The sequence below is a fragment of the Aeromonas simiae genome, from assembly GCF_000820125.1.
GTDB classification, from domain to species: Bacteria; Pseudomonadota; Gammaproteobacteria; order Enterobacterales; family Aeromonadaceae; genus Aeromonas; species Aeromonas simiae.
Genome location: NZ_CDBY01000062.1, coordinates 1 through 15,613, shown reverse-complemented (window position 1 = coordinate 15,613; position 15,613 = coordinate 1). Strand labels below are relative to the sequence as shown.

The following is a 15,613-nucleotide window of genomic DNA, read 5'->3' as shown; positions in this document are numbered from 1 at the left end:
TTTATCGCCCTTCCCCCTCCCCTAGTCCAGCTTGAAGGCGCGAATGGTGCCGTCCAGCCGGCGACAATGCCCCTCGACCATGCCGCTCGCCTCGAGCAGCTCGCGGATCACCACCACCGATCCCTCCACCACCTGCTTGACCTGGGTGAGGTTGCTCTCCATATCTTCGGCCACCGTGCTCTGCTGCTCGGCGGCGGAGGCGATCTGTTCGTTCATGTCGGCCACCTCGTGCACCCGCTGCACTATGGTCTCGAGCTGGGAGCCGGCCCGGTTGACCTGCTCCAAGCCGGTGTCGGCCTGAACCACGCTCTGCGCCATCAGATCGGTGGCCTGACGCGCGCTCTGCTGCAACTGCTCGATCATCTGCTGGATTTCGACCGTGGCCACCTGGGTGCGGTTGGCCAGGTTGCGCACCTCGTCGGCCACCACGGCAAAACCACGCCCCGCCTCACCGGCCCGCGCGGCCTCGATGGCGGCGTTGAGCGCCAGCAAATTGGTCTGCTCCGAGATGCTGCGGATGGTATCGACCACTGAGCCGATGCGCTGCACCCCCTCCTCCACCTCGTTGACCACCCCCGAGGAGCGCTGGATGTTGCTAGAGAGGCTGGCCATGGTGCTCACCGTGTCGGCCACGTGTCCCTGCCCCATGATGGCCAGATCGCGGGTCTGGCCGGTGGCCAGGGAGGCCTGCTCGGCGTGCCCCGCCACATCGCGCACCGAGGCCGCCATCTCACTCATGGCGCCGGCGAGCTGCTCGATCTGGCGGAACTCCTCATTGATCGACTCATAGGCCTCTTCCATACAGAGGGTCACCTGGGAGGAGATATCCCCCAGCTCCTTGCTGATACCACGCTGCTCACCAAACACCTGACGCAGATGGCTCTGGGAGTCGGCCACGGCACGCGCTATGTCACCAAACTCATCTTTCGAATCGAGTTCGACACTGTGGCTGAGATCCTTTTGTGAGAATCGGTGCAGCAAGCCGACCAGGTAACGCACCTGCCGCACCATCAAGCGCGAGCCGGCCAGTAGGAATATGACGAAAAACACCCCCATCACCGCCGTCTCGACCAGGCCGGCCCAGACCAGCCGACCGGCGATCTCGGCGGCCCGAGCGGCATCGATGCCGCCCTCAGTCAGGGTGGACTCCAGATGGCTGGCATCAAACCACAGCTTCCCCAGCAACAGCAGGGTGCTCGCCACCATCAGCAGCACCACCTTGGGTACCAGCCGAATATCGCTCAGGTAGCGCTCCAACACATTGAACCGCATCGCATCCTCCCTCTGAAATGTACATTTTTCCTTGTCGATCAAGGCTATCGACACGAGTTGTCATTTCGTTAATAAAACCGCAGTAAAAAAGTGGAATTTGCATACACGATCACGCCGTTTTTCTCTCACCGACGGTGCCGAACGGCGCAAGTGGAAACGCGGTCAATGGAGGCAATCGGGACTGTTTCCAGCCAGAAGCGGTCACACTCCCGTATTCTGGTGCTTGTGGTTTGGGGGGCCGGCAGCTTAACATCCCATCTGTTTTCCACCGCCAAAAGAGAATTGAACTGACCATGCGCGCCCTGATCGGGATCCTGCTCGCCCTGCTTGCCAACCAGGCAATGGCCGAGACCCGCTATGTATCCGACAACATCTACACCTTTATCCACGGGGGCCCGGGCACCCAGTTCCGCATCCTCGGTAGCGTCAAGGCCGGTGAACCGGTCGAGCTGCAAGGTGGCAGTGAGGCTGGCTTTGTCCAGATCAAGGACAGTAAGGGTCGTGCCGGCTGGGTCAAGAACGACGATCTGCAGACCGCCCCGAGCTACCGCCAGCAGCTGCCCGAGCTGCAAAAGCAGCTCGACGAGCTCAAAGGCCGCCTGCAGAACCTCAATGGCGACAACGAGCGCCAATTCGCCGAGAAGGACGCCGCCATCGCCGAGCAGAAGAAGCAGCTGGCCGCCCTGCAATCCCAGTTGCGAGCGCAGACCGAACAGGTGACCAGCCTCCAGGAGCAGAACGATGCGCTCAATCAGAGCTACGACAACCGCGAACATGACATGCAGATGGACTGGTTCGTGCGCGGCGGTCTGATGGTCGGTGCCGGCCTGCTGCTGGGACTGATGCTGCCCATGCTGCCCAAGCGTCGCCGTCGCGATCGCTGGATGGACTGAACTCCCAGCATGAAAAGGGGCGCCATGGCGCCCTTTTTTCATGCCGCTCTCCGGCTAATATCGTATACGATTTCACCCCACTCCGATTTCTCCCCCTCCGACGATCCGCTGAAAATAGGGCTCCACCCCCTTTTACTGTCTTGGTTTTAATGAAGTGGCAACATTTTCATTTCATCTCTTCATTAAAATTGTATACATTACCGGCATGCTGGCGCCGAGCGCCCCCCATCGACCCCTCAGGGTGTACAGGAAGACCCCCATGTTCAACGCGACCCAAGTGCTTGCCCCCGATTACCGCCCTACCGATCTCGCCGCCCTGCGCGAGGCCATCACCCAAAACTATGTGGTGGACGAGAACGCCTACCTCGCCGAACTGTCCGCCATGCTGCCGAGCGACGGCGCCACCTTGGAGCGCATCACCCGCCGCGCCACGGCCCTGGTGGGCAAGGTGCGCCAGGAGAACGGGGCCGGTGACGGCATCGATGCCTTCTTACAGGAGTACAGCCTGGATACCCAGGAGGGGATCATCCTGATGTGCCTGGCCGAGGCGCTGCTGCGCGTCCCGGATGCCGAGACCGCCGACGCCCTGATCAAAGACAAGCTCTCCGGCGCTAATTGGGCAGCCCACTTTCGCAAGAGCGACTCGACCCTGGTCAATGCCTCGACCTGGGGCCTGATGCTGACCGGCAAGATCATCAAGTTCGACAAGAAGCTCGACGGCAACCCGGCCAACCTGCTGGGACGCATGGTCAACAAGCTGGGTGAGCCGGTGGTGCGCTCGGCCATGTATGCCGCCATGAAGATCATGGGCAAGCAATTCGTGCTGGGGCGCGACATGAAAGAGGCGCTCAAGGCCAGCCGCAAGCAGCGCGAGCAGGGCTTCACCCACACCTATGACATGCTGGGGGAGTCGGCCCTGACCATGCAGGACGCCGACAAGTACCTGGCCGATTATCGCAGCGCCATCGAGGCGGTCGGTGCCGAGCGCATCAATGACGGCGGCCCGGCGCCCTCCATCTCGATCAAGCTCTCGGCCCTGCATCCGCGCTACGACGTGGCCAACCGCACGCGAGTGCTCGGCGAGATGTGCGAGCGGCTAGCCGGGCTGGTGCAGCTGGCCCGGGAGCGGAACGTGGCCATCAGCATCGATGCCGAGGAGATGGACCGGCTCGAGCTCTCCCTCGATCTGTTCGAGCAGCTCTACCGCAGTGAGGCCAACCGCGGCTGGGGCAAGCTCGGCATGGTGGTACAGGCCTACTCCAAGCGCGCCCTGCCGGTGTTGTGCTGGCTGACGGCCCTGGCCCGCGAGCAGGGGGATGTGATCCCGGTGCGGCTGGTCAAGGGCGCCTACTGGGACAGCGAGCTCAAGTATGCCCAGCAGGCCGGCCTGCCCGGCTATCCCCTCTACACCCGCAAGGCGGGCACCGACGTCTCTTATCTGGCCTGCGCCCGCTACCTGCTGAGCGAGGCCACCCTGGGCGCCATCTCGCCCCAGTTCGCCACCCACAACGCCCACACTGTGGTGACCATCCTCGAGATGGCCGGCGAGCGTCAGTTTGAATTCCAGCGCCTGCACGGCATGGGGGACGAGCTCTACCACACAGTGCTCAAGGAGCACCCGGGACAGGCCTGCCGCATCTATGCCCCGGTCGGCGCCCACAAGGATCTGCTGCCCTACCTGGTGCGCCGCCTGCTGGAGAACGGCGCCAATACCTCGTTCGTGCACAAGCTGGTCGACCCCAACACCCCGGCCGACAGCCTGGCCGAACATCCGCTGCGCACCCTCAAGCGCTACCCGACCCTGGCCAACGATCGCATCCCGCTGCCGCAGAGCCTGTTTAGCGACCGCAAGAACTCAAGCGGCGTCAACATGAACATCGTCTCCATCCAGCGCCCCTTCTTTGCCAGGCTCAAGGAGCTGGAGGGCAAGCCGTGGCAGGGTGGCCCCATCGTCAACGGCACCACCCTGACCACGGGCGAGGCCCGCGCCGTGCTGAGCCCGCAAGACGTGAGCCTGGTGGTGGGCAAGATCCACTGGGCCGACGAGCAGGCGGTGGAGCAGGCGCTGGCCTCGGCCCACGCCGCCTTTCCGCGCTGGCGCGAGACGCCGGTCTCCGAGCGGGCCGCCGCCCTGGAAAAGCTCGCCGATCTGCTGGAGGCGAACCGCGAGCCGTTCGTCTCCCTGTGTACCCGCGAGGCGGGCAAGCTGCTGCAAGATGGCATCGACGAGGTGCGCGAGGCGGTGGATTTCTGCCGCTACTACGCCCAGCAGGCCCGCACCATGATGGACAAGGCCACCTTGCTGCCCGGCTACACCGGCGAGCAGAACGAGCTGTTCTTGCAAGGGCGCGGCGTGTTTGTCTGCATCAGCCCGTGGAACTTCCCACTGGCCATCTTCCTCGGTCAGGTGGCGGCGGCGCTCGCCACCGGCAACACGGTCGTGGCCAAGCCGGCGGAGCAGACCGGCCTCATCGCCCACCTGGCGGTGACCCTGGCCCACCAGGCCGGCATTCCGGCTGACGTGCTGCACCTGCTGCCGGGGGATGGCGCCAGCGTCGGCGCCCGATTGACCGCCGATCGCCGCATCGGCGGCGTCTGCTTTACTGGCTCCACCGAGACCGCCCGCCTCATCAATCAGACCCTGGCCAGCCGCGAGGGCGCCATCCTGCCGCTGATTGCCGAAACCGGCGGCCAGAACGCCATGATCGTCGACTCCACCGCCCTGCCAGAGCAGGTGGTGCGCGACGTGGTGAGCGCCGCCTTCCAGAGCGCCGGCCAGCGCTGCTCGGCCCTGCGGGTGCTCTATCTGCAAGAGGAGATCGCCGAGCGGGTGTTGGAGATCCTCAGTGGCGCCATGCAGGAGCTGAAAGTCGGCAATCCGGCCGAGCACAGCACCGATGTCGGCCCAGTCATCGACGCCGAGGCCAAGGCGGGACTGGATCTGCATCTCGCCCGAATGATTCCGAAAAGCCGCCTGATCGCCCAGGCCCCCATGCCCAAGGCGACCCAGGAGGGGCACTTCGTGCAGCCGACGGCGCTGGAGATCCGCTCCATCAAGGAGCTAGAACGGGAGCAATTCGGCCCTATCCTGCACGTGGTGCGCTATGCCGCCCGTGAGCTGGATAACGTCATCGATGAGATCAACGGCACCGGCTATGGCCTGACCCTGGGCATTCACAGCCGCAACGAGTCCCATGCTGAGGCACTGGCAAACCGTCTCAACGTGGGCAACGTCTACATCAACCGCAACCAGATCGGCGCCATGGTCGGGGTCCAGCCCTTCGGCGGCCAGGGGCTCTCCGGCACCGGCCCCAAGGCCGGCGGCCCTCACTACCTGCACCGCTTCGTGACCGAGAAGACCCGCACCATCAACACCACGGCGGTGGGGGGCAACGCCACCCTGCTGGCGATGGGCGATGCCTGATTGCCAGCGCCAGCAATGCAAAGAGCCGCCCGAGGGCGGCTCTTTTTATCGCAAGATCCTGGAGATCAGGCCGGATCCAGCGTGTCCAGCGGCCAGCGCGGCACCGCCTTGACCTCGAGCGGCTCAAACACGCCGGCCTTGAGGCGCTGCATGCCGGCATAGGCGATCATGGCGCCGTTGTCGGTGCAGTACTCGGTGCGCGGGTAGAACACCTCACCGCCGAGATCTTGCATCATCTCGGCCAGCTGGGCGCGCAGGTAACGGTTGGCACTGACCCCCCCCGCCACCACCAGACGCTTGAGGCCGGTCTCTTTCAGAGCGCGGCGGCACTTGATGGCGAGGGTATCGACCACCGCCGCCTGGAAGGCGTGGGCGATGTCGGCACGGGTCTGCTCGTCGCTCCCCTCGGCCGCTATGGTGTTGGCGGCAAAGGTCTTGAGGCCGGAGAAGCTCATGTCGAGCCCGGGGCGATCGGTCATGGGGCGGGGGAAGATGAAGCGCCCTGGCGTACCCTGCTCGGCCAGACGCGACAACAGCGGGCCACCCGGATAATCGAGCCCCATCAGCTTGGCGGTCTTGTCGAAGGCTTCGCCGGCGGCGTCATCGATGGATTCACCGAGTACCTGATAGCGGCCGATGCCATCGACCCGCACCAGCATGGAGTGGCCACCGGAGACCAGCAGGGCAACAAACGGAAACGCGGGGGCGTTCTCTTCCAGCATGGGGGCCAGCAGGTGCCCCTCCATGTGGTGCACCGCCACCGCCGGCTTGCCCCAGGCCATGGCCAGGGAACGGCCTATGGTGGCGCCGACCAGCAGGGCTCCGACTAGGCCGGGGCCGGCCGTGTAAGCGATGCCGTCGATGTCGTCTTTATCAAGGCCGGCATCCTTCAATGCGGCCTGGATCAAGGGGATCGTCTTGCGCACATGATCGCGGCTCGCCAGCTCGGGGACGACACCGCCGTAATCCGCGTGGAGCTTGACTTGGCTGTAGAGCTGGTGGGAGAGGATCCCATGTTGATCGTCGAAGATCGCGATCCCGGTTTCGTCACAGGACGTCTCGATACCCAATACACGCATTGCTTCAAATTTTTCACTGCTAAAATGTGGCGGTTATGGTACCCTTCGCGAGTTTTTTAGACCAGCGATCTCTGCCGGGTTTACTTTCATTCCCGAAGCTGAGTATAATTTCGCACCATTTTAAGTCATGCTGTTCGCGCCTTGCGCCCAGCAACCCATTTATCACCGAGGTGAAAGGCACATGCCCGTAATTAAAGTCCGTGAAAACGAGCCGTTTGACGTAGCCCTGCGTCGCTTCAAGCGTTCTTGCGAAAAGGCCGGTATCCTGTCCGAAGTTCGTAGCCGTGAGTTCTACGAAAAGCCGACCACCATCCGCAAGCGCGCCAAGGCCTCCGCTGTTAAGCGTCACGCCAAGAAGCTGGCTCGCGAGAACGCACGCCGCATCCGTCTGTACTAATCCGGGTTAACTGCCGTGTCTCTGAAAGATCTGCTCAAGGATCAACAGAAGGCTGCCATGCTGGCCAAAGATAAGGCCCGCCTTGGCACCATCCGTCTGTTGATGGCCGAGATCAAGCAGCGTGAAGTGGATAGCCGCACCGAACTGGGTGACGAGGAGATCGTGGCTGTGGTGACCAAAATGGTCAAACAGCGCCGCGACTCCATCGCTCAATTCGAGGCCGCCGGCCGTCAGGATCTTGTCGACGTCGAAGCCGCCGAGATTACTGTACTGCAGGAGTTCCTTCCGCAACAGCTGACCGCCGAGGAGATCGCCACCCTGATCGAGCAGGCCGTTGCCGATACCGGTGCCGCCGCCATGGCTGACATGGGTAAGGTAATGGGCGTTCTCAAGCCGAAGATCCAGGGACGTGCCGACGTCGGCGCTGTCAGCGCTCAGGTGAAAGCCCGTTTGGCATAAGGCAGGAACTTGCGTTAGTCAAAAGAAGCCGTGCTTCTCCGGAATGCGCGGCTTTTTTATTCTCTGAAAAAGGGCAACCATGGCAGGCCGGATCCCGCAATCCTTTATCGATGACCTTCTGAATCGCACCGACATCGTCGAGCTGATCGACAGCCGGGTGCGCCTCAAGAAAGCCGGTAAAAACTATCAGGCATGCTGCCCCTTTCATAACGAGAAGAGCCCCTCTTTCTCGGTCAGCCCCGACAAACAGTTCTACCACTGCTTCGGTTGCGGGGCTCACGGCAACGCCATCGGCTTTGTCATGGCCTATGACGGCCTCGAATTCCCCGATGCCATCGACGAACTGGCCAGCCTGCATGGCATGACAGTACCGCGCGAGCAGAGCGGTGGCGGATCCTATGGATCCCAGCCTGCCGTCAGCAAGGATCTGTTCGAACTGATGGCTCAGATCGCCCGTTTTTACGAATCCAACCTCAAGTCAGCCACCCAGGCCGTGGAATACCTGCGCCAGCGTGGTCTGACGGGCGAGGTGGTGAAGAAATTTGCCATCGGCTACGCCCCAAACGAATGGGATCAGGTGTGCCGCCGCTTTGGCGCCGGCCGTGAGCAGGAGCAACAGCTCATCACCGGTGGCATGCTGATCCAGCGCGACAACGGCCCGGGCAGCTATGATCGCTTCCGCGATCGCATCATGTTCCCGATCCGTGACAAACGCGGCCGGGTCATCGGCTTTGGCGGACGGGTTCTGGGTGATGGCACCCCCAAGTATCTCAACTCGCCCGAGACCCCCATCTTCCACAAGGGACGCGAGCTGTTCGGTCTCTATGAGGTGCGTCAGGCCCACAAAGAGGTGCGCCGGGTTCTGGTGGTTGAGGGATACATGGACGTGGTGGCCCTGGCCCAGTACGGCATCGACTACGCCGTGGCGGCGCTCGGCACCGCCACCACCAGCGATCACATCCACACCTTGTTTCGCACCACCGCCGAGGTGGTCTGCTGCTACGACGGGGACAACGCCGGTCGCGAGGCGGCGTGGCGGGCGCTCGACAACGCCCTGCCCCACCTGCAGGACGGACGCGAGCTTAAGTTCGTGTTTCTGCCTGACGGCGAGGACCCAGACTCCCTGGTGCGCCAGATTGGCAAGAGTGAGTTTGAGGAGCTGCTCGATCAGGCTCAGCCGTTCGCCGAGTTCATGTTCGAGCGTCTCGAGCGCGATGCCGCCCTTTCAGGGGAAGCGGGCAAGTACGAGGTGGCCAACAAGGCCGCGGATCTGATTCGCCGCGTGCCGGAAGGGTTCACCCGCGAAGGGCTCATCACCCGCCTCTCGCGCATGATGCGCTGGGGGGAGAACAAACAGCGTCTCGACGAGCTGTTTGCCCGCCATAGTCAGCCCAAGAGCGACATCCAGCGTCCTCAGCGGGGGAAACTGACGCCACTGCGCCGGGCGCTGGCCCTGATGGTGCAATACCCTGCGCTCACCGCTGAGCTGCCGGCCATGCCGGAACTGGAGGGCTTACATGTGGCAGGAATGAGCTTCCTGCTGCAACTGCATCAGCAGATTTTGGCGCAACCGGCCATCACCACCGCAATCTTGCTGGAGCACTGGCGTGGCACCAAGGAGGGGGAGATCCTGGCTCAGCTGGCCATGCACGATCTCTATGAAGGGATGGACATTGAGCCAGACGCGGTTCGTCAGGAGTTGGAAGATACCTTCATCGGCTTCATTAACCTGTTCCTCAAGCAGCGCATCGAGGAGCTACAGGCCAAGGTGAGCCAGGAAGGACTGACCCAAGATGAAACCCAGGAGCTGCTGTTGCTGCTCAAAGAGGTGGCTCAGGAAAAAAGAAATGACAACGGGACTTGATATTTAGAGCTCAAGCCCCTATATCCAGTGCTGTTACCCGAATCGACGGGATGAAAAGAAGCAATATGACCGATGACCGCCTGGCCCCAACAATACAGAGGGCAGGGGTTTCTCACCGCTACCGCACCACCGGGCATAGCATGTCTGGCGGTTTTCTATTAGAATTGGCTATTTGCGCGTCAGCGCATTCATTGCATTGAATCGCGCAACCTAGCATCACCAACCGGATGAGTTCTATGGAGCAAACCCCGCAGTCGCAGCTTAAACTCCTCGTCGCCAAAGGTAAAGAACAGGGCTACCTGACCTATGCCGAGGTGAACGACCACCTGCCGCAGGACATCGTCGACTCCGATCAGATCGAAGACATCATTCAGATGATCAACGACATGGGTATCCAAGTGGTGGAAAACGCCCCTGATGCCGACGACCTGATCATGACCGATGCCACTGCTGATGAGGATGCGGCCGAAGCCGCAGCCCAGGCACTGGCCTCTGTTGAATCCGAGATTGGCCGTACCACCGATCCGGTCCGCATGTACATGCGGGAAATGGGTACCGTTGAACTGCTGACCCGCGAAGGTGAAATCGACATCGCCAAGCGGATCGAAGACGGCATCAACCAGGTACAAAGCTCCGTGGCTGAGTACCCGGAAGCTATCACCTACCTGCTCGAACAGTATGACAAGTTCGAGGCAGAGCAGTTGCGCCTGTCTGACATTATCTCCGGTTTCGTCAACCCGGATGAGGCGGACGAGATGGGCCCCTCCGCGACTCACATCGGTTCCGAGCTGGGCGAGGATGACCTTGCCGACGAAGACAGCTCCGACGATGAAGAAGAGGACGAGGACGAAGACGGCAACGACAGCAGTGATGATGACAGCGACGGTGGCCCGGACCCGGAAGTCGCTCGCGAGAAGTTTGCCGAGCTGCGCACCCAGTACGAAGTCACCCGTCAGTCGATCCGCACCAACGGTCGCGCTCACGACGAGACTCAGGCTGAGATTGCCAAGCTGGCCGACATCTTCCGCCAATTCCGCCTGATGCCCAAGCAGTTCGATCGCCTGGTCAACAACATGCGCGAGATGATGGAGCGCGTGCGCGTGCAAGAGCGCATCATCCTGAAGCTGTGCGTCGAGCAGGCCAAGATGCCGAAGAAGACCTTCGTCAGCGCCTTCACCAATAACGAGTGCGAGACCGCCTGGTTCGAATACCAGAAGCAAGCCGGCAAGGCGTGGTCTGCTCCGCTCGTGGCCATGGAAGAAGAGGTGCTGCGCTCCATTGGCAAATTGCAGCAGATCGAAGAAGAGACCGGTCTTTCTATTGCCCAGATTAAAGACATCAACCGCCGCATGAGCATCGGTGAGGCCAAGGCCCGCCGCGCCAAGAAAGAGATGGTTGAGGCCAACTTGCGTCTGGTTATCTCGATCGCCAAGAAGTACACCAACCGCGGTCTGCAATTCCTGGATCTGATCCAGGAAGGCAACATCGGTTTGATGAAGGCCGTCGATAAGTTCGAATACCGTCGTGGCTACAAGTTCTCGACCTACGCGACCTGGTGGATCCGTCAGGCCATTACCCGCTCTATCGCGGATCAGGCCAGAACCATCCGTATCCCGGTTCACATGATTGAGACCATCAACAAGCTCAACCGTATCTCTCGTCAGATGCTGCAAGAGATGGGTCGTGAACCGAGCCCGGAAGAGCTGGCTATTCGCATGGGGATGCCGGAAGACAAGATCCGCAAGGTGCTGAAGATCGCCAAGGAGCCCATCTCGATGGAGACCCCCATCGGTGATGACGAAGACTCCCATCTTGGCGACTTCATCGAGGATACCACCCTCGCCCTGCCGGCTGATGCGGCCACCAGTGAGAGCCTGCGCAACGCCACTCGCGAAGTGCTGGCTGGCCTGACCGCACGGGAAGCCAAGGTGCTGCGCATGCGCTTCGGGATCGACATGAACACTGACCACACCCTCGAGGAAGTGGGCAAGCAGTTCGACGTGACCCGCGAGCGTATCCGTCAGATCGAAGCCAAGGCGCTGCGCAAGCTGCGCCACCCGAGCCGCTCAGAGGTACTGCGTAGCTTCCTCGACGAGTAAACGTCTCGTGTTTTAGAAGGGCCCATCAGGGCCCTTTTTTATTCCGGTTTTGACAGGCCCCAACCTGCTCAAAGCTTCGACAAGTGATTGATCCACCTATAGACTGCCCTGGGCGATTCTCCTATAATCGCCGCCACTTATGCCGATTTCGGCCCCTTAGCTCAGTGGTTAGAGCAGGCGACTCATAATCGCTTGGTCCCCAGTTCAAGCCTGGGAGGGGCCACCATATAAAACAACGGCTTACGTCACTGCGACGTGAGTCGTTTTTTTTCGGGGATATGCCGGGGATATTGTAGACAGGGATAATCAGGGTATTAGACAGCTGATGGAGATCGGTAAGTTGCCATGGCCTTAGTAACCTTATCCCGAGTTAGGCGCGGATTTTACGCCCAATGCTGGCGAGGTGTAGCGGTCTGCCTTGTCATTTTTGGAGCGGAGTTTGTTGCAATTCCTCATTCACTGTTTTGGGGAATGCAAAAAAGTAACCCTATGATAGGGTCATTAACCCTGTTTTGGGGTTGTTGATGGCTAGCTGTCCAAGGGAGTCACGATACGTTACCCCCTCTAGCCAATCACGGCAAAGCCTACCAATATGCAGGCTTAGCCCGGTACGGTCAGTGGGACACTACACCGCTCGAACCTATGGCGGTCGCGGTATCAGGCGGGGCAGTCGGCAGGACAAACCATTGCTCCAAACTGGCGTAAACAAACAAAATCAATAAGTTAATAAGCCAGTGCCGAATTACCTTTGCCGCCGAAGTGGGCAGGGCTACCCAATCAGGTTATTTAAGATCCCGTCTGCTTCGTCGCTATCTTCACGCTGGCTAGCCATGAGGTAGCGTAAGGCTGCGCGGGCCTCATCCCGGCTCCTTGGCCTTAGCTCGGCCAGCAGGCCAAACACAAACCAATCTCTAGCGCTTGCTTCGTGGCTGCTCTCGTAATAACGGCTCGTGTCACAGGCCAGCCGAAGACGGTACAAATCGTTCCAGTAGGCGAGCTCATGCAGGCAGTCACTCAGGGTATGTGGCATCAGTTCGGGTATTGCTTTGAACCGTTCTGCCACCTGCTCGGGTGGATAGCGCCACTCTCCAAACTCCAACCCGCGCAAGGTTTCCAGACAAAACGCTTCCGCCTGGGTATCACTCCACAAGGCATCCCCGAACCGTCCTATGGCCTCCGCCTCATTGGCTCGCCGCTCAATGGCCCGCTCGGCTAACCCATCCAGATTGGCAAAGCCAATGCTACCAATCCCGGCGAACGGGTGACCGGACTTATCAGCCAACCATTTGCCGTATCGTTTCTCCAGCTCATTTAGTGGCGTGGAGATCTTCCCAGCCGCCAGTTTGGCTCTCTCAATACGGTCTGGGTCACCGCTCTCTATGACCTGCCGCAACCAGATCAGCGCATCTATCTCCCTGTCCCCGGTCACGCTTTGTTGTGGCGGCAACTCTTGAACCGCCGGCAGGGTCTCCCCGCTGCTCTCCCGTGCCGGCAGGGTGAACATGATCCGGTGTCTCGGGTTGTCGGTGAACAGGCCCGATCGGCTGACGATGGCCTTGACCGTTCCCAGGGACAGGCCAGCCAGAGAAGCCACCTCATTCAGTGAATGGCTACGGCGCAGGGTGATCACCTGCTCCCGTTGTTCGTTGGTCAATCTCAATGCAACCCCCTGTTTCAAGTTTGGTATTGCCATGCCTATCAGATGCCGTTAAATGTCGCCAGACGCTCTTTGTGGCTGTCGCTCATATCGAATGCAAAGTCCTCATGCTCGGCTTGGAAGGTGCCAAATGCCATAAGCACAGATACGGCAGGATCAATCTTATTGGATGATTTCTTCTTGTTTGGCTTGATATTAGCGTTGGCATCAGTCTCCATTACTACGTTACCAATCGCCCACGACAATACCGGGTCTCCTCGATGGCGCACCACCTTGCGGTTAACAAACACCTCGAAGGATTTAGCCACAGGACTGAACTTAAGATAGGTTTGCGGGAACGGTTCCACATCTAGACCGGCGCCCTGTAGCTGGGTGCGCAGGTGCGTAGCGTTCCAGGTATCGAAACCCACCAACCTGATGTTGAATACTTCGGCATCGCGCAGAATATCATCACGGATTCGGTCATAGTCGATGCAGTCTCCAGGCGTGGTCCGAATCCAGCCAGCTCTTACCCACTGACGGTAGATGGCACGATTTTTATTAGCGACGTTCTGCAGCTGGGCTTCTGGTAAATAGTGACGGGTCAGTAAGCGAATCTCACTACCGAGCGGGAATGCGTAGCTAACGCTTGTTATATCGCTCGTAGAAGACAGGTCGAACCCGGCATAACACTCCATCCCAGCCAGATCTTCCTCTTCATAATCGAGCTGGCAAGCGTCCCACGCTCCGGACCCCATCCACGGAGTGGTACCCTGGCACCAGATATTGAAACGCTTTGTCAGCATTTCCACCCACTGTGACGGTATTCCACGTGCTTTCTGAATAGTGGATGCCAATTTTACCGCATCGACAGATACGTTCAGATTTGGATTGGCCTTGACCCACATTTCAGGCCGATCAACTTCACTTTCGTCATCCAGCTCATAGATCAGGACAAATAGCGAATCATTACTCTCTTCACCGGCCAGAATTTGACAACAGTAGTCATAGTGCTGTTTGCAAGCAGAGACAACATTGCTGCCAGCAGTAGTGATAGAGAACAAAACAGCCTCTGGTCTTGCCCCCATACCTAGCTCTAACGCCGAATAAACACCGTTATCAGGATGGAGATGGTATTCATCTACGATTGCCAGGCTGGGGTTTGTGCCCTCGATTGTGGCTGCTTTAGCTGCCAGCGGCTTTAACAAGCTATTGTTCTTCGGGAAAATAACCTTGTGAGCCTGAATGTTGACGCGCTTTTTCAGTGGTTTTGAAAGCAAGCACATCTGGCGGGCATCATCGAATACTATACGGGCTTGATCCCGGCTCACAGCAGCTGTGTAGATATCCTGCTGGCCCTTCTCCATCACCAAAAACCAGTTAGCCAAAATAGCGGCTACGGTTGATTTTGCATTTTTGCGAGGAACTTCGATAAAGGCACTACTGTACTTCCTGCGGCCAGTGTCCCGAGATCTAAAACCCAGTAGATTAGCAAAGGCAAACTTCTGCCATGGCTCCAGTTCGATAGGCTGGCCGCGCAGTGGTCCTTTAACGTGAGGGCATAGACTGGAGAAGGAAACAAATCGATTAACCGTCTCTGTATCGAATTCATAACGCGGATCATTAAGGTCTGAAAAGTACCGCTCTACCGCCTGTTTTAAGCGCTTACAGGCCGGAATATAACCGGATTTAATGGCATTGGCGTAATCATCCCAGGCGGTCAAGCTCGTCCTCCTCTTCGGTTTCTACCGGATTGCGGCGGCGGCTGACCGGATCAAACCCCAGTAGCGATGACATTTTTATGAGTATTTTTTCAGCATCAGCCTTTGCGCTAAGCGCTGGATTTCGGCTCTCGCCACCCTGGCTATTAACAATGCTGAATCCCCGCGTGGCAAGGTCCGCCACGGCTTTGCGATACATTGAGTAATTGACGCAATACAGTTCAAGGTGATTCCAGTCGGCGGGTGTCAGATCCCCGCGTTCCGCCAACTGCTTTGCTTTTGCTTTCCACTGCTGCGCTGCTATTTCATCAAGGTAGGCAGGAGGTTTGGGCGGTCTTGCCATAGAGTTCTGTTTTCCTGTCTGTTTTATTTTCAAAAAAAACGTCGTGCGTAAAAATTTGAGGGGGCGGGCGGTTCCGGCATACGGTGGATTTGTCCTGAAATACTCCCCCACCCCCTCGTCGACTACCTGGAAGGTGATTCATCATGCAGAGTCGTCGCCACCTTCATATATCCAACTGGTACGGTGTAGTGCGGCCTCTTCCTGCTTCCTGAACCTTCCTGCTTTGCGTTGCCGCTTTGTCTCAGGATCCGTTGTTGTTGTCTTGCGACCGTGGCACGAAGCGCACAACGGTTGATGGTTGCTTGCCGGCCAGAACAACACATCCGCATCACCGTCTATTGGTATGATGTGATCAACGACTGTTGCCGGCGTGTATACGCCATCTCTTAGGCAGTGGGCGCACAATGGTGTCAATCAGCATCGAAA

At 59.4% G+C, this 15,613-nt stretch carries 12 protein-coding genes and 1 tRNA gene; 7 read left to right on the top strand and 6 right to left on the bottom strand.

All coding sequences use genetic code 11. The features are described from left to right. Positions 1-21 precede the first annotated feature (21 nt). Positions 22-1,272 (bottom strand): methyl-accepting chemotaxis protein, encoded by a 1,251-nt coding sequence (locus tag BN1134_RS13095; protein WP_042047748.1) that lies wholly within the window; start codon positions 1,270-1,272, stop codon positions 22-24. A gap of 293 nt (positions 1,273-1,565) precedes the next feature. Between BN1134_RS13095 and BN1134_RS13090 the strand changes: the two genes are divergently transcribed. Both BN1134_RS13090 and putA read left to right on the top strand, forming a co-directional pair. Beyond that, the gene (locus BN1134_RS13090; protein ID WP_042047747.1) at positions 1,566-2,165 is read left to right on the top strand and encodes a TIGR04211 family SH3 domain-containing protein; all 600 of its coding nucleotides are present in this window, start codon (positions 1,566-1,568) and stop codon (positions 2,163-2,165) included. Between the two features lie 259 nt (positions 2,166-2,424). Further along, the gene (putA, locus tag BN1134_RS13085) at positions 2,425-5,589 is read left to right on the top strand and encodes a bifunctional proline dehydrogenase/L-glutamate gamma-semialdehyde dehydrogenase PutA (protein WP_042047746.1); all 3,165 of its coding nucleotides are present in this window, start codon (positions 2,425-2,427) and stop codon (positions 5,587-5,589) included. Positions 5,590-5,654: 65 nt separating this feature from the next. Here the strand turns inward: putA and tsaD are convergent, their stop codons facing one another. Continuing rightward, positions 5,655-6,668 carry a tRNA (adenosine(37)-N6)-threonylcarbamoyltransferase complex transferase subunit TsaD gene (gene tsaD / locus BN1134_RS13080; protein ID WP_042047745.1) on the bottom strand — a complete coding sequence of 338 codons (1,014 nt, stop codon included), beginning with the start codon at positions 6,666-6,668 and terminating at the stop codon, positions 5,655-5,657. 181 nt (positions 6,669-6,849) lie between these two features. On the opposite strand from tsaD, the gene rpsU reads away from it, so the two are divergent. From rpsU to BN1134_RS13055, 5 genes are all read left to right on the top strand, one after another. After that, positions 6,850-7,065: a 30S ribosomal protein S21 gene (gene rpsU, locus BN1134_RS13075; protein WP_005350755.1), complete on the top strand. Its 216-nt coding sequence runs from the start codon at positions 6,850-6,852 to the stop codon at positions 7,063-7,065. Between the two features lie 15 nt (positions 7,066-7,080). Further along, positions 7,081-7,524 (top strand): GatB/YqeY domain-containing protein, encoded by a 444-nt coding sequence (locus BN1134_RS13070; protein ID WP_042047743.1) that lies wholly within the window; start codon positions 7,081-7,083, stop codon positions 7,522-7,524. A 79-nt stretch (positions 7,525-7,603) separates the two neighbouring features. Continuing rightward, entirely contained in the window at positions 7,604-9,388 is a 1,785-nt protein-coding gene (dnaG, locus tag BN1134_RS13065) for a DNA primase (RefSeq protein ID WP_042047742.1), read from the top strand. A 227-nt stretch (positions 9,389-9,615) separates the two neighbouring features. Then, a complete protein-coding gene (rpoD, locus tag BN1134_RS13060) occupies positions 9,616-11,487 on the top strand; it encodes an RNA polymerase sigma factor RpoD (protein ID WP_269746972.1) in 1,872 nt (623 codons plus the stop codon). Positions 11,488-11,637: 150 nt separating this feature from the next. Further along, positions 11,638-11,713, top strand: a tRNA-Ile gene (locus BN1134_RS13055). A 543-nt stretch (positions 11,714-12,256) separates the two neighbouring features. Here the strand turns inward: BN1134_RS13055 and BN1134_RS13050 are convergent. From BN1134_RS13050 to BN1134_RS20360, 4 genes are all read right to left on the bottom strand, one after another. Further along, on the bottom strand, positions 12,257-13,147 hold the full coding sequence (locus tag BN1134_RS13050) for a hypothetical protein (RefSeq protein ID WP_198133183.1): 891 nt from the start codon (positions 13,145-13,147) through the stop codon (positions 12,257-12,259). 38 nt (positions 13,148-13,185) lie between these two features. Beyond that, on the bottom strand, positions 13,186-14,847 hold the full coding sequence (locus tag BN1134_RS13045; RefSeq protein WP_042047740.1) for a terminase large subunit: 1,662 nt from the start codon (positions 14,845-14,847) through the stop codon (positions 13,186-13,188). Next, entirely contained in the window at positions 14,831-15,187 is a 357-nt protein-coding gene (locus BN1134_RS13040; protein ID WP_042047739.1) for a phage terminase small subunit P27 family, read from the bottom strand. The genes BN1134_RS13045 and BN1134_RS13040 overlap by 17 nt, the downstream gene beginning before the upstream one ends. 141 nt (positions 15,188-15,328) lie before the next feature. Further along, the gene (locus BN1134_RS20360; protein WP_415857805.1) at positions 15,329-15,592 is read right to left on the bottom strand and encodes an HNH endonuclease signature motif containing protein; all 264 of its coding nucleotides are present in this window, start codon (positions 15,590-15,592) and stop codon (positions 15,329-15,331) included. Positions 15,593-15,613 lie beyond the last annotated feature (21 nt).